Below are 20216 nucleotides of genomic sequence, written 5' to 3'. Positions count from 1 at the left end.
AATATAGCTTTCCACCTATCACTGTTAACTAAATGAATACCTGAACCGGCGCCACATAGCCTTGGGGTACCTGCCGTTTATCATCAAAAGTCACAAACTCCCAAGCTTCCTGATTAGCTAACAGCGCTCTCAGTAACTTATTATTTAAACCGTGACCCGATTTATAGGCTTTGAAATCACCGATAATATTATATCCCGCCATGTAAAGATCACCGATTGCGTCCAACATTTTATGCCGTACCAGCTCATCTTTAAAACGCAACCCGTCTTCGTTCAGAATTCGATAATCATCCAATACAATAGCGTTGTCCAAACTGCCGCCCAGCGCCAAGCCCTGAGACTGCAAATATTCGATATCTTTCATAAAGCCGAAAGTTCTGGCGCGACTGATTTGCTGAATAAACGCTTGTGCAGAAAATTCCAGTACATAATTGCGTACGTTTTTACTGATCGCCGGATGTTCAAAATCAATGGTAAAATCCAGACGAAAACCGTTGTAAGGCTTTAACTCCGCCCATTTATCACCGTCTTCAACACGTACCGGCTGTTTTACCCGAATGAATTTTTTCGCCGCATTCTGCTCTTCAATACCGGCATCCAACAACAAATAAATAAACGGGCTCGCACTACCATCCATCACCGGAATTTCCGGTGCATCGACTTCAATAATAATGTTATCAATGCCTAATCCCGCCAATGCGGCATTCAAATGTTCGACAGTAGAGATTCTGACGCCTTCCTCATTGACCAAGCAAGTACAAAGCATGGTATCACGCACGGCATTTGCATTCGCCGGAAAAGTCACCGGCGGATTCAAATCGGTACGGCAATATACCACACCGGTGTTTGCCATCGCTGGGCGTAATGTCAGCGTGACCTTATTACCGCTGTGCAAACCAACACCGGTTACTTTAATACTTTGTTTCAATGTTCTTTGTCTAATCATAATTTTCTTTTAACCTATTGTTAAACAACAAGTAATTTATAAAATCTATTTATCAGGATTACGCATAAAATTTGCCGCGTTAAACAAATTCTCGTCTTTTTTCAATGAATTCAATCTGTCTGTAATCGGCGTATCCAAAATATTGCGATCGGCGAGATTTGCCGGTCGATTCGGAACCGGTTCCTGCCCATGGGTTGAAACGTTTTGACCATATTGTCCAAAACCGCCCTGATTCGGTTTTGCATTAGATTGTCCCGTCGGCTGAGAAACCCCTTGGGTACGCGGCATAATTTGAATATCCGGTCCTTCAATATCACCGATACCGGTGGCAACAATCGTCACTCGAATTTCATCGACCATTTCCGGCACTAACGTAGTTCCGACTACGACCGTCGCTTCATCGGAAGCGAAAGCACGGATAGTATCGCCGACAGTGTAAAATTCATCTAAACCGAGATCCATCCCCGCAGTAATATTGACCAACACGCCACGCGCTCCGGATAAATCCACGTCTTCCAGCAACGGGCTTGCGACTGCATCCTGCGCCGCTTTCTCCGCCCGACCGTCGGTTGCAGCTCCTTGCGCCACACCGGAACCCATCATTGCGCGTCCCATTTCCGACATCACCGTGCGCACATCGGCGAAGTCCACATTAATTAAGCCCGGTGAGGTAATCATATCGGAAATACCGGTTACCGCATTGCGTAAAATATCGTTCGCCGCCGCAAAAGCATTCAGTAAACTGATATTCTTACCTAATACCTTCAATAATTTTTCATTCGGAATGATAATCAGGGAATCCACATGCTTAGATAATTCCTTAATGCCCATTTCCGCAAACTGCATGCGTTTTTTACCTTCAAACGAGAAAGGCTTGGTAACAACCGCAACAGTCAAAATACCTAATTCTTTCGCAATTTGTGCAACAATCGGCGCCGCACCGGTTCCTGTACCGCCGCCCATACCGGCGGCAATAAATACCATATCTGCGCCTTCCAGCATTGAACGGATCGCTTCCTGATCATCTTCCGCCGCTTTACGCCCCACGTTCGGGTTGGCACCGGCACCTAACCCTTTAGTGGTTTCACCGCCGATTTGCACCGTTTGCTGCACATTACTTTTCCGCAGCGCCTGAGCATCGGTATTGACCGCGTAGAAAATAATTCTGCCGTGTTCATCTTCCGGTGTCGGATAAACAAGTTCGTCGCTATCGATGACCGTACCGCCAATATTATTTTTTATCATATTGGCAACCATATGATTTACCGCGTTACCGCCGCCGCCGCCGACACCAACCACTTTGATGAGCGCACCGTTCATATCGTCAAGATCGTAATCAACCGGTTCAAACATATTTATTCTCCGTCAATGCCAATTCTCGGATTGGCGCAAAATTAAAACTTAAATTGCTCTTATTGTAGATTAAAAATTAAAATTCTCAAAATTCTGAGCGCACTTTATTCATAATTTTTTTCAGCCCCGACCAAGTCGAACCCCAAAAACTGTCTTCGGAACCATAATGATCATTAATCGGACTTTCATCTTCATTATTATGGTTATACTGTAATAAACCGACAACCGTGGAATACTGCGGTTTATTCACATAATCAGTCAGACCGGTGATATTCATCGGACTGCCGATACGCACCTGAGTGCCGAACACTTTGCCCGCACAAAGTTTTAAATCTTCAATCTGTGCGCCGCCGCCGGTAATCACAATACCGGCGATTAATTCAAACTTCATCTGTTTGCTTTCAAGTTCGTATTGCAATTGATTCAATTCGTTTCTTACCAATCCGAGCAACTCTTCATAACGCGCGGACGTCGCTACCGACAACTGTTCTTTAGTCAACACCCGCGGAGTACGACCGCCGATACCCGCAACTTCGATCTTCTTATCAGCATGCGCTGTCGGCGGATTCCATGCGCTACTATAATTGACCTTGATGCGTTCCGCTTCCATTCTTGACGTTTCACAAGCATAAGCGATATCGTCAGTGACTCGGTTTCCGGCATAAGGAATGACTTTACTGAACCGTAAGGCGCCATTGGTATAAACCACAATATCCATAGTACCGGCACCGAAATCAATCAGACAAACGCCTAAATCTTTTTCATCTTCGGTCAGTACGGAATAACCGGAGGCAACACCGGAATACACGATTTTATCCACTTTCAATTTACAGCGTTCGACGGCTTTTTTCAGATTATTCAGCCAATCCTGATGACAGGCAATCAAATGCGCCTGTGCTTTTAAACGCACGCCTTGCAACCCGAGCGGATCTTTAATATTCACCTGTTTATCAACGGCATATTCCTGCGGAATAATATGCAGCAACGACAAGCCTTCGCCCATTTTGACCGAACTTGCCGTATGCATGGCGGAATCAATTTCATCCTGCGTAACTTCGCCTTCAGCTATCGGCACAAAACCGCTTTCGTTCAAACTCTGAATATGTTCCCCGGTAATCGCCAAGGTCACGCTCATAATCTGACAATCGGCAACCGACTCAGCTGCTTCAATCGCGCGCTGAATAGAATTTACTACGGCACTTAAATCGGTAATGCTGCCTTTATCAATTCCTTTAGACGGACAACTGCCCACCCCAAGCACATTCACTACACCGTCGGGCAATACTTCGCCCACAACGGCAACGACCTTAGAAGTACCGACTTCTAACCCTACAATAGTTTTTGATTCCACAATTTTAGCCATTTTATAACTTCGCACTATTCACTTGTAATTATGCACTAATCCGCATCCGCCATTCCGACCGCGGCACCGACAGCATATCTCAGATCGACATAAGATAATTTTTTATGTTCCGGCACTTCGATCTGCGGATAAATCGTCACAAAACGATCCAGTTTTGTCTTCCATTCACCGCGCCCTAATTTTAATCTGACATCATTATCCAATACAACCTGCCATGAACCTCTGGCATCAATGGCAACCGCCTTAACAATCAACCCCTTGGATTTGAAATCATTATAAATCTTATTCCATGCCCCCAAAACGACCGCACTTTGATAATCCGGACCGGATAAACGGGGTAAATCCGCCTGTTTTAATTTTTCCATCGGCAGTTTAAACACGACTCCGTCGGCAGAAACAAACTCGGTTTCATTCCACACTGCAACCGGCGTATATTCATTAACCAGAATACTCAGCCGATCCGGCCAGATTTTTCGCACCACCACATCCTTGATCCAAGGCATCGTCTGAATCTGCTCGCGCACCGCATCCATATTCTGCCCGAAAAAGCCCTTCAGTTCGCCCATTTTCAGCAAAGTTTCCCGTATATCGGCGTCCGTCGTAAAAGTCGGCGTACCGACCAAGGCGAAAGCACTTATCGGTCTGTCGTCCAACGCATCCAGCCAATCCTGCCGATTAGCATATACATAACACAACAGACCTAGGCATAATAGCACAACTAAGGGCTTTATCCGCACAAAAAACCGGGGTTTCCGTGCGCCGGTCCTGATCCCTTGCGATGTTTTATGCCGTAATACATTCATTCGACACTGAGCTCCAGCACTCTTGCCACCAGCTGCTCAAACGAATATCCGGCAACGGCAGCAGATTTAGGGAATAAACTATGACTGGTCATTCCCGGATTGGTATTCACTTCAACTAAACGGAAAGCGCCTTGCGCATCGGTCATAATGTCAATTCGGCTCCAGCCGCGGCATCCTAGCGCATCATAAGCTTTTTTCACCAGCCGACGTAATTCCTGTTCGCGTTCATCACTTAAGCCGGCCGGACAAAAATACTGCGTGCTATCCGAAATATATTTCGCCTCGTAATCGTAGAACTCGCCTTCCGGTACAATTTTGATTGCTGGCAGTACTTCGTTTCCTAATACCGGTACAGTAAACTCATCGCCCGCCAGCCATTCCTCGATCAACACCGTATCATCATGTTCTAACGCAAATTCCACCGCACTTTTCAAGGTATCGACCGTTTTCACTTTAGTCAGTCCGACGCTGGAACCTTCCAAAGACGGTTTCACCATCAGCGGTAATCCTAGTTTTTCGACAACAGCCGCTGGGTTTAGTTCTGACAGGCTTGATTTTGTCACGATTTCCATCTCCGCAACCGGCAGTCCGAACGCTTTCCATAACATTTTGGTACGCAGTTTATCCATAGTCAGCGCCGAAGCCATAACACCGCAGCCGGTATAAGGCAAGCCGATTTGTTCCAGCAGACCTTGCATCGTGCCGTCTTCACCGCCACGACCGTGCAAAATATTAAATACCCGCTCAAATCCCTGTTGTTTTAGGGTTGCCACCGGAAAGGTTTTCGGATCAATCGGATGGGCGTCAAATCCCTGATTTTGCAACGCCGCTAACACTGCACTACCGGAGCTGAGAGAAACCTCGCGCTCAGCCGAAGTGCCGCCGAGCAACACTGCAATTTTTTGTTGTTTTAATGCTTTTTTCATTTAGGGTTCCACTTATATTAGCGTTGTTCCGCTGTCCATTGTTCCACTAAGCGACGCGATAATTTGCTCACATCGCCCGCACCTTGCGCAAGAATCAGATCACCGTCTTGAATGACCTGATCAAGTATGTCCGCCAATTGTGCGTAATCGGCGACAAAAATCGGATCCACCTTGCCCAAATTACGAATCGAACGGCACAAGGAACGACTGTCGGCGCCGGCTATCGGTTGTTCGCCTGCGGCATAAACATCCAGCATAATCAGCACATCCACCTGTGACAGCACACGCACAAAATCCTCAAATAAATCTCTGGTACGCGAATAACGGTGCGGCTGAAAAATCATCACAATACGTTTATTGCCCCAGCCCTGACGAGCCGCTTCAATGGTCACTTCCACTTCCGTCGGATGATGTCCGTAATCGTCCACCAACATTACTCTGCCATTCGGGCGGCTAAATTTACCCAGCTGGTCAAAACGGCGTCCTGCGCCCTGAAAATCAGCCAGCGCAATCAAAATCGCCTCATCGCCGATGCCTTCTTCTTTCGCAACGGCTAGCGCGGCAGTGGCGTTCAGCGCATTATGCCGCCCTGGGACATTCAACAATACGTCAATGGCTTTTCCCGCCGGAGTCAACACCGTATAACGCCCTTGAAAGCCGGTTTGGCGATAATTTTCAATGCGATAATCCGCTTTCTCGCTGAAACCGTAAGTAACTACCTGGCGTCCAACCTGAGGCACTAACTCATGTAAAACTGGATCATCGGCACACAGTACCGCCAAACCGTAAAACGGCAAATTATGCAGAAAATTCACATAGGTCTGTTTCATTTCTTCAAAATCGCCATGATAGGTATCCATATGGTCTGGCTCAATATTAGTCACTACCGACACCATTGGCTGTAGGTGCAAAAACGAAGCGTCGCTTTCATCCGCCTCCGCAATTAAATAACGGCTACAGCCTAAATGCGCATTAGTGCCAGCAGACTTCACCAAGCCGCCGTTGACAAAGGTCGGATCCAGCCCTGCCTGTGCATAAATCATGGAAATCATCGCCGTCGTAGTAGTTTTGCCGTGCGTCCCCGCAATGGCAATACCATGCCGGAAACGCATAATTTCCGCCAACATCTGCGCCCGCTGAATGACCGGAATTCGTTTTTCACGCGCCGCCTTGACTTCCGGATTATCCGCTTTAATCGCACTGGAAACCACCACTACGCTGGCACCTGTAACATTGCCTGCTTCATGACGGAAAAACACTTTCGCGCCTAAAGAAATTAACCGATTTGTGACCGCACTTTCCGCAATATCCGAACCGGTTACCAAATACCCTTCATTTAACAATACTTCTGCAATACCGCCCATGCCGGCACCGCCGATACCGACAAAATGAATCTGGCGTACCCGACGCATTTCCGGCACAGTCTGTCTGACCCGTTGTTGAAAATCTTTCATTAATCTATTCCTGATTGCTTAATTTGTTACGTCAATAACCGCTTGCGCAACCTGCTCCGCCGCACGCGGCGCCGACATCGTTTTTGCCTTCACCGCCATATCCAATAATTTGCCGCGATCAAGACGGCTTAACAACCGCACCAGCACATCGGCATTTAACTCTTTTTGTTGCACGATTTCCGCCGCCCCCGCATCGGCAAGGTATTTGGCATTTAAATACTGCTGCTGATCCTTATGCTGAAACGGCACGAAAATTGCCGCCGCGCCTACCGCCGCCAGCTCGCAAACGGTCAATGCGCCGGAACGACAAATGACAATATCCGCCCAACCGTAAGCCTGCGCCATATCGTCAATAAATTCAACAATGCGAACGTCCGCATCGGCGGGATAAAGCGCCTGAATCTGTGCCGCCGCACCGGCTCCGACCTGATGACGCACTTCAAGTTTATCCGCCAAACGCGACACCACTGCAGGGAGCGTGAGATTCAGCACTCTTGCACCTTGACTGCCGCCGACCACCAATACTCGCAATTTACCGCTCCTACCGGCAAAACGTTCCTGCGGCGAGGGCATTGCGAATAAATCCTGTCTGACCGGGTTTCCTACCGTCTGCGCCTGCGCGAATGCGCTCGGAAACGCCTGCAATACCCGCGTGGCGATCCTTGCCAACCAATGATTAGTCAAGCCGGCAATGGCATTTTGTTCATGCAGCACAATCGGCACGCCGCATAGCTTGGCAGCAAGACCGCCTGGTCCGGACACATATCCGCCCATGCCCAGTACGGCATCAGGGCGATAATCACGAATAATCTTTCTCGCCTGCAATACAGCTCTGCAAATCGCAAACGGCGCCGCCAACAATGCTTTAATGCCTTTGCCACGCAATCCTGAAATCTGAATAAAGCGAATAGGAATTCCGTATTTCGGTACCAACTGCGCCTCCATACGGTCTTGCGTACCCAGCCAGCAAATATCCCAGCCCTGCTGCTGTAAATATTGCGCCACGGCAATTGCGGGGAAAACATGCCCGCCGGTGCCGCCCGCCATGATAAGTAATTTTTTTCTTGTTTCCTGTATCACAATATAATCCTTAATCATCCCGCAAACGAGCCTGACCGCCGCGCATTAACCGGTTTTCATGGTCGATACGCAGTAATACACCGATCGTAATCGACATAATAATCAGGCTCGAACCGCCGTAACTGACCAGCGGAAAAGTCAACCCTTTGGTCGGCAGCAAACCCAATGCCATGCCCAAATTGACAAAGCCTTGGAAAAAAATCCAAAAACTGACTCCAAATGCGAAAAAGCCTTTAAAACGCTGTTCCAGTTGTAACGACTCACGCCCGATTTTCATTGCTCTGAACACCAGCAGCGCCAATAAAACAATAACAAAGAAAATACCGATAAAACCGAACTCCTCACCAATCACCGCCATCACAAAGTCAGTATGCGCCTCTGGCAAATATTCCAGTTTCTGAATTGAATTGCCCAGCCCTTCTCCGCTAAACTCACCGCGTCCAAACGCCATTAATGAATTGGACAGCTGGAACCCTGTGCCGTATGGGTCCTGAAACGGATCCATAAAACCGGTCAGGCGTTTCAGTCGATATGCGGAGGAAACCGCAAGCCATAAAATTAGCAATACACCGGAGAAACCAAGTGCGACGAACTGCCAGAAATTAGCGCCCGCAATAAATAACAGCCCGAAAGTAATAATAAACAGCACGATCGTACTGCCTAAATCCGGCTGCAATAACAGCAATCCACCTAATAATCCCATGACAATCATAGGTTTAAAAGCGCTTAATCGCCGGCTGCGCACTTCATCGTAACGGCGAGTAAAATAGCTGGCGAGAAAACAAGTCAGCGCCAGTTTGGCAAATTCGGCAGGCTGGAAATTAAAGAAGACCAGCGGGATCCAACGTCTGGCACCGTTGATTTTAGCGCCGATACCGGGAATCAGTACCAGTACCAGCAAAAACATCGCGCTCCAGAAAATGTAGGCATGATATTTTTGCCAGTTGTCCATCGGCACCTGTAAAAAGGTATAGCAGGCCACAATGGAAATCACCACATACAGCGCGTCGCGTTTGGCAAAATAGAACGAATCATTGAACAGCCGGGTTCCCACCGGAATTGAGGCGGAAGACACCGCCATCAAACCGATCAGCAATAAGATAATAAATAACCAGAACAGCGCCCGGTCATAAAGTAAATTATTCGGCGCCAATCTCGCCCAATCTTGGTAATTTTGTTTAAACTTCTCAATAAACCGCATTAACCTGACTCTAACTTAATTTTGCCAAACGGGTGAATTCTTCTCCGCGCTGTTCAAAGGAAGCGAATTGATCTAAACTGGCGCAGGCCGGCGACAATAATACCATATCCCCCGCTTGTAATGTCGGACGCAGACTTTCGATCGCCTGTGCCATCGTATCAAATAGCCGACTGTGTGCGGACAACGCGGCCAACTGCGCACCGTCTCGCCCGAAACAGTAACAATAAATATGCGGCTGATTCAGCAATGGCGCTAATGCCGAAAAATCCGCGCCTTTACCATCACCGCCCAATAACATATATAAGTTTCCGCCCACCTGCAAACCAGTCAGCGCCGCGACGGTGCTGCCTACATTAGTGGCTTTTGAATCGTTGATCCAGCGCACGCCATGGGCAAAATGTGCTAACTGAAAACGGTGATCCAAACCGCCGAATGTACGAAGTGCGGTGCGAATTGCGTTTAAATCGATTCTTACCGCCTGCGCCAACGCCACTGCCGCCAGCGCGTTCATCTGATTATGGCGACCGCTCAATCCGACTTCATCGCAAGGCAAAATCATGGTGTGCCCCGCCATTAAATATTGTTTTTCGTTTTCACTTTTCAGCCAGTAATCGGCATCCTGTTCGGCAAAGCTGACCTGTGTTTGCACGCTTTGCGCAGCGTCTTCCCGAGTTAACGGATCTTCACCGTTGACCACCGCCGTCTGACAATGCTGATAAATTTTTAATTTGGCCCGACGATATGCCTGTAAATCCGCATAACGGTTCATGTGATCTTCCGTAACATTCAGCACAGTGGCGGCAGCAGCGTGCAGGCTGTAGGTGGTTTCCAGCTGAAAACTGGATAATTCCAACACATACAAATCACAGTTTTTATCCAGTAAAGACAGCGCGGGAATACCGATATTACCGCCCATACCGACGTTTATTCCGGCGGCTTTCGCCATTTCCGTCACCAAGGTCGTTACCGTGCTTTTGCCATTTGAACCGGTAATCGCCACAATCGGTTTGTCCGCCGCGCGGCAGAACAATTCAATATCGCCCACCACCTCTACACCGGCTTGAAGTGCGGTCTGAATTTCCGGCGTTTTTAGCGCCAATCCCGGACTGATCACAATCATCTCACTTTCCAGCAACCATTGCTGGTTTAAACCGCCGGTATGCAGCGCAATTCCCGGCATCAATTGCTCCGCGCCGGGCGGATTGGCGCGGGTATCCATCACCCGCACTTTAGCCTGTTGCGCGCTTAAAAAGCGCACGCAGGACAATCCGGTTTTACCTAGTCCGACAACACAAATATTTTTATTCCGATATTGACTATTCATAGTTCTTCTCTTAACGCAATTTCAGCGTCACCAGCCCTAATAACACCAGCATCAGGGAAATAATCCAAAAACGGATAATCACCCGCGGCTCAGGCCAGCCTTTCAGTTCAAAATGATGATGAATCGGCGCCATGCGGAAAATACGCTGTTTACGCAATTTATAGGAGCCCACCTGCAAAATCACCGACAGCGTCTCCATCACAAATACGCCGCCCATAATCACCAGTAAAAATTCCTGTCGTACCAACACCGCGACCACGCCCAGCGCGCCGCCCAATGCCAATGACCCTACATCGCCCATAAACACCTGCGCCGGATAGGTATTAAACCATAAAAAACCCAGCCCCGCGCCGACAATCGCGGTGCAGAACACCACCAACTCGGAAGTGTATTTAATGTAAGGAATATACAAATATTTCGACCATTCCACATTCCCCGTCGCCCATGCGATTAACGCAAACGCCCCGGCCACAAAAACTGTCGGCATAATCGCTAGACCATCCAGCCCATCGGTCAGATTCACCGCGTTACTGGTTCCCACAATCACGAAATAGGCCAGAATAATATAAAACAGCCCTAACTGCGGCATAATTTCTTTAAAAAACGGCACCACCAGCCGGGTAGCATCGGTATCTTTGCCCACAGCGTACATGCCGAATACTGCAACCAACGCAATGGCGGACAACCAGAAATATTTCCAACGCGCAATCAGCCCATCACTGTTTTTACGCGTAATTTTGCGGTAATCATCAATAAAACCGACCGCACCGTAACCGAATAGCACCAACAAACTGAACCAAATATAAGGATTGACCAGATTCGCCCACAACAGCGTGCTGACGCCGATCGCAAATAAAATCATGATACCGCCCATCGTCGGCGTACCTTTTTTGCTTAAATGGCTTTCCGGTCCGTCGTTGCGCACTTCCTGACCGAATTTCAGAATCTGTAAACGGCGAATGACTTTCGGCCCGACCCATAATGAAAGTAAAAGTGCGGTCAATAACGCCAAAATCGCGCGTACGGTAATGTACGACAGCACATTAAACCCGCTTTGATATTGCTGTAAATATTCAGCCAACCAGACTAACATACAAAATTATCCTTTAATGAACGGATCACGTCTTCCATTCGCATACTGCGTGACCCTTTTGCCAGTAAAACCACTTTTTGATTCGCGTTTAATTTATCCCGAATTAATGCCGTTGCGCAGGCGATCAGCGCCGCCTTATCGGTAAAATGCGTACCACCGCAAGCCGTTGCTATCGACGCACTTGCCGAGCCGAAACTCAGCACCGCATCCAAATTCGCCGCCTTGGCAAAATCTGCCACTTGCTGATGACAAAGCTGACTATTTTCGCCTAATTCCGCCATATCACCAACAACTAAAATACGAAAAGCGGAATATTTTTGTAATACGCTGATAGCAGAACGCAACGAATCTACATTGGCATTGTAAGTATCGTCTAGTAATAACAGATTTTTGCAGGGATTTAGCGGAAATAAACGCCCGCTCACTTGCGCTTGACGCTCCAATCCTCGTTTCACCTCAGCCAAGTGCGCGCCCGCATTGATTGCCAGCGCCGCAGCCGCCAGCGCATTGCCGATATTGTGCGCACCTAAATAAGGTAGCTGCACGGCAATCTCACCTTGCGGGCTGTGCAAAATAAACTCGGACCCCTGTTCCGTTATCATAATGTCCGTCGCATAAAAATCTGCCTGTGGATTCTTGATAGAAAACGACCGCACTTGGTGATTGCCGATATCCGCCTGCCAACGCGTCAGATAATGGCAATCCAAATTAATCAGCGCCACGCCGTTTTGTTTCAAACCGCGGTAAATTTCGCCTTTTGCCTGCGCCACCCCCTCGATACTGCCAAAACCTTCCAAATGCGCTGCCGCCACATTATTGACCAACGCCACATCCGGGCGCACCAGCGCAGTCGTGTACGCGATTTCGCCAATATGATTAGCGCCCAGTTCCACCACGGCGAAACGGTGTTTTTCCTTCAAGCGCAGCAAGGTCAACGGCACGCCGATGTCATTATTAAAATTACCCTGAGTAAACAAAACCGCGTCGGAATCCAGCGCACTTTCGCGCAGAATTGACGCAGTCATTTCTTTCACTGAAGTTTTTCCGGAAGAACCGGTAATCGCCACGGTAATCGGATTTAAATGCGCTTTCAGCCATTGCGCCAGCCGTCCCAACGCAACACGCGTATCGCTAACAACCAGTTGAGGAACGGCAACATCGCAACGATGCTGCACAACGACCGCCCGACAACCTTGTTCAACCGCGGCGTTGAGATAAGCATGAGCATCAAATTTTTCGCCTTTCAGCGCAAAAAACAAGCCGTTTTCACTCGGCTGACGAGTATCGGTGCTGACGTTTTCCACGCTAATGCGCCCATCACCGATTAATTCGGCTTGCAGAATCTCTGCAAGCCGTTTGAGATCCAGTTTAATCATGAGTATACTTCTGAGTGTGTCGCAAGACATATCCGGCAATCGGTCGCCTTGCCTTGCTGTTTAAAAATACTTGGCTACCGTTTCCTGATCGGAAAAATGCTGTTTGTACGTGCCGATGATCTGATAATCTTCATGCCCTTTACCGGCGATTAAAATCACATCATTTTCCACCGCACTGTCTATCGCAGTGCGAATTGCCTGCTCGCGGTCATGGATAACCAAAACCTGCTGCGGTTTCTCAAACCCCGCTAAAATATCCGCCATAATTTGCCGTTTGTCTTCCGTGCGCGGATTATCGTCGGTGGCGATCACCCGATCTGCAAGCTGCTCGGCGATTTGCGCCATAAGCGGGCGTTTGCCACGGTCGCGATCACCACCGCAACCGAAAATACACCACAGTTTGCCATGGCAATGCTGACGCGCCGCAATCAGGGCTTTTTCCAGCGCATCGGGAGTATGTGCATAATCCACGATTGCCGTCGGCTTATGGGCGGCACTCAACATTTCCATGCGTCCGCACACGCCCTTTAATTTTGCTACGCTGTCAGATAATTGCACCACGGAATAGCCTAATGCCAACAAGGTGGCGCTCACCAGCAGCAGGTTGCTGACATTAAAGGCACCGATCAGCGGGCTGTGCAATTCGCCGTCGCCCCAGCTTGAGCGAAATGTAATCAGCGCGCCGTTACCGTTAAAGCTGATCCGCTCAGCTTTCAGCCATGGATTATGCTGCGGTTGAAATGCCGGATCGCAGCTGACCGCCACCGCTTGCGGTAATTCTGCCAGCCATTGAGCACCGAGAGGATCATCGGCATTAATAATTTTGTGTTTGCTGCTCAGCTCGCTAAAAAGACGCTTTTTGGCGGCGGCGTAGTTCGCCATTGAATGATGATAATCAAGATGATCACGACTCAGATTGGTAAAGATTACCGCCGCGAAATGCAACGCCTCCACGCGATGCTGTACCAAGCCGTGCGAAGAAACCTCAATGGCGGCGAAATCCGCTCCTTGTGCGGCAAAATCCGCCAGCGCAGCCTGAATTTCAAGCGCGGAACCGGTGGTATTGGTAGCCGCTTTCATCCGACCATACAAACCGTTTCCGATTGTTCCCATAACACCGGCAGTATGCCCGAGCAATTGCGTCCATTGTGCCAGCAACTGCGCGACGGTTGTTTTGCCGTTGGTTCCAGTTACCCCAACCAGCGTGAGACGACGGGAAGGCGAGGCATAAAATTTATCGGCAATGGCGGATAACTGCTCGGATAAACCATAATAGGCGATTAGCGGAACGCCGTTTTCATAGCGAATGCACAGATGTTGTTGCGCCGAATCTGCCTCAAAAAGCACCGCACTTGCGCCATTTTGCAACGCTTGTGCAATATAATGGCGACCGTCGGTTTGATGTCCTTTGACTGCAACGAAAAGACAGCCAGTCTTTACAGAGCGGCTGTCCAATGTCATATCGGTCAGCTCAACCTCATCGGCAAGCTGAGATAACCCTAAAAGTGCGGTAAGTTTTTGCATCATTTTTTCTTCATTGAACGCTTAGTTCGTTTTTTCCGTTTTTTTATCACTTAAACGAACCATGCGTTTTGCGACCTTATCCTGCTCAATACCGTCAGGCGTCACATTGTTGGTACGCAACGCATAGCCCATAATGCTGGAAAACACCGGCGCAGAAACCGCACCGCCGTAATATTGCCCCGCTTTCGGATCGTTAATCAGCACAATCAGGGCATAGCGCGGATCACTGATTGGCGCAACGCCCGCGGTATATGCAATATATTTATCCACATAACGACCGTTTTCCAACTTCTTCGCCGTTCCGGTTTTCACCCCGACCCGATAACCTTCCACCATAGCGCGTTTATTCTTTATGGCAACCTTTTCCATCATGTTGACTACTTCGCGAGTCAGTTTTTCCGGAAATACGCGATTGCCAATCACCGGCGGATCCACTTTGGTAATGGAAAGCGGGCGATAAATTCCGAAACTGCCGAGGGTCACATAAGCACGCGCAATTTGCAGCGGTGTGGCGTTGATACCGTAACCGTAAGCCACATTAGCACGTTCGATATCCGCCCAGCGTTTGCGATTGGCATTCAGCAAACCGGACTGTTCGCCTATCAAGCCGAGATCCGTCGGCTTGCCAAGACCGGCATTTTGATAAGTTTCCATTAATGCGGCCGGCGGCATCCGCAATGCCAAACGGCTGACACCGCGATTGCTGGAATTTTCCAGAATCTGATCCAGCGTTTGTTTGTCACGCGGGGCGACATCTCGGATTTCATGCCCGTTTAATACTAGCGGTCCGGTATTAATCACTTCGTCACGGCGTACCGCACCGCGCTGAAGTGCGGTTAACACTACGAACGGTTTAACCGTTGACCCCGGCTCGAAGGTATCGGTAATCGCGCGGTTACGCATCAGTTCCGCTTTAACGCCAAGGCGATTGTTCGGGTTATAAGACGGCGCGTTGACCATCGCCAGTACTTCACCGGTACGAATATCCACCAACACGGCGGTACCCGATTCCGCTTTATTTTCCGTCACCGCTTTTTTGATTTCGCGATATACCATAGATTGCAGCTTTTCATCAATGCTTAAGGTCACATCATGCGCATCGTATTTTTTCACATCGGAAATATCTTCCACCACGTTACCGTATTTATCTTTGCGATAAGTGCGCGAACCAGATTTGCCTACCAGCAGAGAATTAAAGCTTTTTTCAATTCCTTCAATCCCGGCGCCGTCAATATCGGTATAACCGATAATATGGGCGGTTTCTTCCACCCGTGGATAAAAACGGCGCGCCTCGGTTTTCAGCACGACGCCTTTGAGTTTTAGCTGTTTAATATAATCGGCGACGGTCGGCGAAACCTGGCGGGATAAATACACAAAACGCGAGGCAGGATCTTTTTCCAGTCGTTTAATCAGCGTGTGATAAGACACGCCCAATACCTCCGCCAGCGCTTTCCAGCGCTCTTTATCCTGTAGCGCGTTTTCTTCGTAAATAAATTTCGCATCCGCCACAATGGAATACATTGGCACACTAACTGACAACAACTGACCATTACGATCTAGAATCGAACCACGTACAGACAGCACCTCCTGCGTACGCAGCGAACGTTTATCCGCTTCATCCATTAACGGATCCGAATTCATCACCTGTACATAGGTGGCGCGCGCAATCAATGCGCTCAGCCCGATCAGAACCACGCCGATCGTCCAGTAAAAACGCCCTTTTAAAAAGCTCGTATCATAAGAAACTTTCGGTTTATTGCGTTTAATTGCACTGCCGTTATTGCTATTGCGTTTCGTTTTGTTACTGTTTTGCTTATTAAATTTGATCATTTTACGCACCTTACCTATTCCAGGATCAAAACTTCCTGCTCGGGATCAATCGCTTTCATCTGTAATTTTCCCGTAGCAATCGCTTCAATTCGGGTATTATCGCTCTGCGTCGCCTCTTCCAGTTTTAAATTTAAGAATTCATTTTCCAATGCCTGATGCTGCAAAACCAATTCGCTTTTTTGTGCAATTAATCCGCGGGTCTGATGTGTAATCCAAATGGTGCCCAGCGCAGTAACCAGCACCGATATAAGCAACGCTATTATCAATTTGTTGGATGTGAACAAATCTTCCAGCACAATGCTCTGCAAGGGGTAACGCTCCGAATTCTTTAACATTTTGCAACCCTCTCGGCAACGCGCAGTACCGCACTTCGGGCACGGGTATTTTGGGTAATTTCGCTCTCTGTCGGCTTAATCGCTTTGCCGATGAGCATTAATGTCTGATGCCGCTGAATCTGATCATCGCGCAATGGTAAACCTTTCGGGATAACGACACCCTGACTTTGCTTACGCATAAAATGCTTTACCATGCGATCTTCCAGGGAATGAAAACTGATCACCGCTAAACGACCCTGCGGCGCCAATACCGTTAATGCCGATTGCAGAACCTGTTCCAGCTCTTCCAATTCAGAATTAATAAAAATACGGATTGCTTGAAAACTGCGCGTGGCGGGATGTTTATGTTTGTCTTTAAACGGCACCGATTGCGCAATCAACTCCGCCAGCTGCAAGGTATGTGTTAATGGCGGCGTGCCTTGCTGGCGGGCATGACGGTTATAACCGACGATCGCCTGCGCGATACGTTTGGCAAAGCGTTCCTCACCGAAGGTTTTTAATACCCACGCCAGATCCTGTTCAGAGACCTGTTGCAACCATTCGGCGGCAGAAAGCCCTTGGGTAGTATCCATGCGCATATCCAACGGACCGTCTTGCATAAAACTGAAACCGCGTGCAGCGTCGTCCAACTGCGGAGAAGATACCCCTAAATCCAATAAGATACCGTCTATTTTGCCGACCAAATTAAGTTTCTCACAAATTTCGGCAATGGCGGAAAAACTGTTATGTTCAATGTGAAAACGAGGATCCTGGATTTGTTCGGCCGCCGCAATCGCTCTCGGATCACGATCGATAGCAATCAAACGCGCACTGGCGGATAACTGCGAAAGAATCAAACGGGAATGACCGCCGCGCCCGAAAGTGCCGTCAATATACACACCGTTTTCTTTCAAAGCCAGCCCCGCGACCGCTTCATGCAATAAAACGGTGGTGTGTTCCGGTGATGAAAAAGTATGCTGCGCGTTCATGATCATTGATTAAAAAATAAAAACACAAAATAAAATTAGGGAAGATAAGGCGGTGTACCCTGTACACCGCTTACCTTTGCTAGTGCCGCTGTTCTTTTACATGAAAGAAAATCTTTCTTTTATATCGACAGCGTAATTAATTCCGGCGATAACGACAGCTGACCGCTGGCCCCCAAAGCCATATCTTTTTCGATTTGGGATTGCCATTCAGCGTCGCTCCAAATTTCAAATTTATTCAGCTGCCCAACCAACATGATGCTTTTTTCTAATTTTGCATGCTGGCGTAGTGGCCCGCTGAGCAACACTCGCCCGACACTGTCGAGTTCACATTCCGTCGCATATCCCAGCATTACACGCTGTAAACTGCGTTGCATCGGATCAAAATTGGATAGGGCGAGTAATTTTTGTTCTATGCTTTCCCATTCATTCAGCGGATAAAGCAATAAACAGGGCTGGCGGATATCCACCGTACAAACCATTCTTCCCTGATTATGTTCCATAATTTCCGGGCGATAGCGGGTAGGGATAGCCAGTCTCCCTTTTGAATCCAGATTCACCGCCGATGCGCCACGAAACATAAGATGTCCTTTTATTTCTTCGCAACTGAAGATTTATACGACTCATTTCGGCATTTTTTACCACAAAATACCACTTTCCACCACTTTGCCTAAGTTTATTATTAGTTAAATCAAGTTGCAAGCGTTTAATTTCTGAATAACGTAAAGTTTTGTATAACGCCATAAAAAACAAAACCGCTCACGGTTTCCCGTAAGCGGTCAGTTCAAATTAATTAAGCGAAAAACTAATTTTCGTTTCCGTCGTCATTAGCCAACGGTTTTAACATTCCGAAGAACATCAGCACGGACAATACGCCGCAAGCCAGACCGAGCCACACGGACAAATCATAGTTCAGCCCTAATCCGATCGGCGCATTCAGAATAAAGGTGGAACACACGATAGTCATAAAGATAGCCGGAACGGTTGCAATCCAATGGAACTTGCCGTTGCGGTATAAAAATGCCGCCCCCACCCATAATGTCACCATAGCAGTGGTTTGATTCGCCCAACCGAAATAGCGCCATAACATAGAAAAGTCCATTTTAGACACCAAGAAACCGATCGCAAACAACGGCAACGCGATAGTCAAACGTTTAACGATATTACGCTGATCGAATTTGAAGAAATCGGCAATCAGTAAACGTGCGGCACGGAATGCGGTATCGCCGGAAGTAATCGGCAAAATCACCACGCCTAACACAGCTAAAATACCGCCGAACAGTCCGAGCATGCCGATAGCGGAATCATACACCACTTTCGCTGGCGTACCGATCTTAATCGCTTCGGCCAACGATGCCTGATCATTATAGAAACTCAAGCCGACCATACACCAGATTAATGCAATCACCCCTTCGCCGATCATCGCACCATAGAAAATAAAGCGACCTTCTTTTTCATTTTCAGTACAACGCGCCATTAACGGAGATTGAGTGGCATGGAAACCGGAAATCGCACCGCAAGCAATGGTGATAAACAGCAACGGCCAAATCGGCGTATCCGCAGGATGCATATTTTTAAAGAAGTCAACAAAACTGACGTCCGCACCGATCGTTCTGAAAAACGGAATACCTTCAAAGAATAAACCGAACAGCATACCGCAAGTCATAAACATTAATAATGCGCCGAAGAACGGATAAATGCGACCGATAATCTTATCAATCGGCACTAAGGTAGCAAGAATGTAATAAATAAAAATAACGGCAGTCCAGATAGTTAAGATGTGCGTGGTCGATGCCCCCGCTTCATCATTTACCGCTGCTGCACTGACGGAACCGGAGCTGAGCAAATCATTAGTAATATTGGTCAACAAGGACGCTGGGCTGGCGACAAACACCACACCGACCAACAACAACAGCAAAATCGCCAATATATTCATAAAATGTTTGGCTGGGCGTCCTAAATATTTACCGGCTAAATAGGGAATATTCGCCCCGCCGTTACGGATACTCAGCATACCGGTCAAATAATCGTGAACCGCACCGGCGAAAATACAACCCAGTACAATCCACAACATTGCGACCGGTCCGTACAACGCCCCCAGAATCGGACCAAAAATCGGTCCCGTGCCGGCAATATTCAGCAACTGAATCAACCAGATTTTCTTTTTCGAAATAGGAACATAATCAACGCCGTCTTTTTTCGCAAACGCCGGCGTTTCACGTTTCGGATTAATAACAAAAACTTTTTCGACAAACTTACTGTAAATAAAATATCCAGCAAGCAACACAGCAACACAGAAAAGGAACCACAACATAAAAATCACCTTTAATAAATTAAAAAATATGCCCGCCTTATTTATTTTTATAAAGCGAGCATATTTTATGTAGTCACTGCAATGAAGTAAACGTTACTCCAGTTATTTGCTGGGAAAATATTTATAAAAAGTGAGGTCTATCACAGTTTATCTTTATGTTCGTCTGTTTTTTCACCTGTTTTTTTCTCACCACTTTCATCAAATCGCACCACCGGAATGCAACTGCGGCATGCGCCCTGATCAACGCCGACCTCCTCACAAAATGCATTATATTTATCCAATGCTCTGCGCAACCAGCTTTTCTTTGTCTCGCTCATATGCTCTCTCCT

At 47.9% G+C, this 20216-nt stretch carries 18 protein-coding genes; all 18 read right to left on the bottom strand.

Translation table 11 applies throughout. The annotated features are described in order from the left end of the window. Positions 1-28: 28 nt before the first annotated feature. Positions 29-946 (bottom strand): UDP-3-O-acyl-N-acetylglucosamine deacetylase, encoded by a 918-nt coding sequence (gene lpxC / locus BN3349_RS01840; RefSeq protein ID WP_040975578.1) that lies wholly within the window; start codon positions 944-946, stop codon positions 29-31. A gap of 45 nt (positions 947-991) precedes the next feature. Continuing rightward, positions 992-2299, bottom strand: coding sequence for a cell division protein FtsZ (gene ftsZ / locus BN3349_RS01835; protein WP_040975577.1), 1308 nt, complete (start codon positions 2297-2299; stop codon positions 992-994). A gap of 85 nt (positions 2300-2384) precedes the next feature. Then, positions 2385-3662: a cell division protein FtsA gene (gene ftsA / locus BN3349_RS01830; protein WP_040975576.1), complete on the bottom strand. Its 1278-nt coding sequence runs from the start codon at positions 3660-3662 to the stop codon at positions 2385-2387. A gap of 35 nt (positions 3663-3697) precedes the next feature. Continuing rightward, on the bottom strand, positions 3698-4465 hold the full coding sequence (locus tag BN3349_RS01825) for a cell division protein FtsQ/DivIB (RefSeq protein WP_040975575.1): 768 nt from the start codon (positions 4463-4465) through the stop codon (positions 3698-3700). Further along, positions 4462-5391, bottom strand: a complete 930-nt coding sequence (locus BN3349_RS01820) for a D-alanine--D-alanine ligase (protein ID WP_040975574.1) — start codon at positions 5389-5391, stop codon at positions 4462-4464. The genes BN3349_RS01825 and BN3349_RS01820 overlap by 4 nt, the downstream gene beginning before the upstream one ends. A 17-nt stretch (positions 5392-5408) precedes the next feature. Continuing rightward, positions 5409-6845 (bottom strand): UDP-N-acetylmuramate--L-alanine ligase, encoded by a 1437-nt coding sequence (gene murC / locus BN3349_RS01815; RefSeq protein ID WP_040975573.1) that lies wholly within the window; start codon positions 6843-6845, stop codon positions 5409-5411. A gap of 18 nt (positions 6846-6863) precedes the next feature. After that, entirely contained in the window at positions 6864-7943 is a 1080-nt protein-coding gene (gene murG / locus BN3349_RS01810; protein WP_180334826.1) for an undecaprenyldiphospho-muramoylpentapeptide beta-N-acetylglucosaminyltransferase, read from the bottom strand. Then, positions 7936-9126: a putative lipid II flippase FtsW gene (gene ftsW / locus BN3349_RS01805; protein WP_040975572.1), complete on the bottom strand. Its 1191-nt coding sequence runs from the start codon at positions 9124-9126 to the stop codon at positions 7936-7938. Before ftsW ends, murG begins: the two co-directional genes overlap by 8 nt. A 10-nt stretch (positions 9127-9136) precedes the next feature. Further along, entirely contained in the window at positions 9137-10450 is a 1314-nt protein-coding gene (gene murD, locus BN3349_RS01800) for a UDP-N-acetylmuramoyl-L-alanine--D-glutamate ligase (protein WP_040975571.1), read from the bottom strand. A 10-nt stretch (positions 10451-10460) separates the two neighbouring features. After that, entirely contained in the window at positions 10461-11543 is a 1083-nt protein-coding gene (gene mraY / locus BN3349_RS01795) for a phospho-N-acetylmuramoyl-pentapeptide-transferase (protein ID WP_040975570.1), read from the bottom strand. Then, positions 11537-12919: a UDP-N-acetylmuramoyl-tripeptide--D-alanyl-D-alanine ligase gene (gene murF, locus BN3349_RS01790; RefSeq protein WP_040975569.1), complete on the bottom strand. Its 1383-nt coding sequence runs from the start codon at positions 12917-12919 to the stop codon at positions 11537-11539. Before murF ends, mraY begins: the two co-directional genes overlap by 7 nt. A 60-nt stretch (positions 12920-12979) precedes the next feature. Beyond that, positions 12980-14443: a UDP-N-acetylmuramoyl-L-alanyl-D-glutamate--2,6-diaminopimelate ligase gene (gene murE, locus BN3349_RS01785; protein WP_040975636.1), complete on the bottom strand. Its 1464-nt coding sequence runs from the start codon at positions 14441-14443 to the stop codon at positions 12980-12982. Positions 14444-14464: 21 nt separating this feature from the next. Next, entirely contained in the window at positions 14465-16273 is a 1809-nt protein-coding gene (locus BN3349_RS01780) for a penicillin-binding transpeptidase domain-containing protein (protein ID WP_040975568.1), read from the bottom strand. A gap of 14 nt (positions 16274-16287) precedes the next feature. Continuing rightward, complete coding sequence (gene ftsL, locus BN3349_RS01775) at positions 16288-16608, bottom strand: cell division protein FtsL (protein ID WP_040975567.1); 321 nt, start codon at positions 16606-16608, stop codon at positions 16288-16290. Continuing rightward, positions 16602-17576 (bottom strand): 16S rRNA (cytosine(1402)-N(4))-methyltransferase RsmH, encoded by a 975-nt coding sequence (gene rsmH / locus BN3349_RS01770; protein WP_040975566.1) that lies wholly within the window; start codon positions 17574-17576, stop codon positions 16602-16604. The genes ftsL and rsmH overlap by 7 nt, the downstream gene beginning before the upstream one ends. A gap of 119 nt (positions 17577-17695) precedes the next feature. Continuing rightward, positions 17696-18154, bottom strand: coding sequence for a division/cell wall cluster transcriptional repressor MraZ (gene mraZ, locus BN3349_RS01765; protein ID WP_040975565.1), 459 nt, complete (start codon positions 18152-18154; stop codon positions 17696-17698). 224 nt (positions 18155-18378) lie between these two features. Next, positions 18379-19887: a carbon starvation CstA family protein gene (locus BN3349_RS01760; RefSeq protein WP_032108593.1), complete on the bottom strand. Its 1509-nt coding sequence runs from the start codon at positions 19885-19887 to the stop codon at positions 18379-18381. Between the two features lie 140 nt (positions 19888-20027). Next, positions 20028-20204, bottom strand: coding sequence for a DUF5363 domain-containing protein (locus BN3349_RS12000; protein ID WP_180334825.1), 177 nt, complete (start codon positions 20202-20204; stop codon positions 20028-20030). Between the last annotated feature and the right edge of the window lie 12 nt (positions 20205-20216).

Origin of the sequence: Necropsobacter massiliensis, from assembly GCF_000827595.2 — a bacterium.
GTDB classification, from domain to species: domain Bacteria; phylum Pseudomonadota; class Gammaproteobacteria; order Enterobacterales; family Pasteurellaceae; genus Necropsobacter; species Necropsobacter massiliensis.
Note: the sequence above shows the minus strand (reverse complement) of the source record. Positions and strands in the feature narration are given on the sequence as shown.

Coding starts and splice junctions, on each gene's coding strand:
- lpxC (WP_040975578.1), bottom strand. CDS start 946: ATGATTAGACAAAGAACATTGAAACAAAGTATTAAAGTAACCGGTGTT.
- ftsZ (WP_040975577.1), bottom strand. CDS start 2,299: ATGTTTGAACCGGTTGATTACGATCTTGACGATATGAACGGTGCGCTC.
- ftsA (WP_040975576.1), bottom strand. CDS start 3,662: ATGGCTAAAATTGTGGAATCAAAAACTATTGTAGGGTTAGAAGTCGGT.
- BN3349_RS01825 (WP_040975575.1), bottom strand. CDS start 4,465: ATGAATGTATTACGGCATAAAACATCGCAAGGGATCAGGACCGGCGCA.
- BN3349_RS01820 (WP_040975574.1), bottom strand. CDS start 5,391: ATGAAAAAAGCATTAAAACAACAAAAAATTGCAGTGTTGCTCGGCGGC.
- murC (WP_040975573.1), bottom strand. CDS start 6,845: ATGAAAGATTTTCAACAACGGGTCAGACAGACTGTGCCGGAAATGCGT.
- murG (WP_180334826.1), bottom strand. CDS start 7,943: ATGATTAAGGATTATATTGTGATACAGGAAACAAGAAAAAAATTACTT.
- ftsW (WP_040975572.1), bottom strand. CDS start 9,126: ATGCGGTTTATTGAGAAGTTTAAACAAAATTACCAAGATTGGGCGAGA.
- murD (WP_040975571.1), bottom strand. CDS start 10,450: ATGAATAGTCAATATCGGAATAAAAATATTTGTGTTGTCGGACTAGGT.
- mraY (WP_040975570.1), bottom strand. CDS start 11,543: ATGTTAGTCTGGTTGGCTGAATATTTACAGCAATATCAAAGCGGGTTT.
- murF (WP_040975569.1), bottom strand. CDS start 12,919: ATGATTAAACTGGATCTCAAACGGCTTGCAGAGATTCTGCAAGCCGAA.
- murE (WP_040975636.1), bottom strand. CDS start 14,443: ATGCAAAAACTTACCGCACTTTTAGGGTTATCTCAGCTTGCCGATGAG.
- BN3349_RS01780 (WP_040975568.1), bottom strand. CDS start 16,273: ATGATCAAATTTAATAAGCAAAACAGTAACAAAACGAAACGCAATAGC.
- ftsL (WP_040975567.1), bottom strand. CDS start 16,608: ATGTTAAAGAATTCGGAGCGTTACCCCTTGCAGAGCATTGTGCTGGAA.
- rsmH (WP_040975566.1), bottom strand. CDS start 17,576: ATGAACGCGCAGCATACTTTTTCATCACCGGAACACACCACCGTTTTA.
- mraZ (WP_040975565.1), bottom strand. CDS start 18,154: ATGTTTCGTGGCGCATCGGCGGTGAATCTGGATTCAAAAGGGAGACTG.
- BN3349_RS01760 (WP_032108593.1), bottom strand. CDS start 19,887: ATGTTGTGGTTCCTTTTCTGTGTTGCTGTGTTGCTTGCTGGATATTTT.
- BN3349_RS12000 (WP_180334825.1), bottom strand. CDS start 20,204: ATGAGCGAGACAAAGAAAAGCTGGTTGCGCAGAGCATTGGATAAATAT.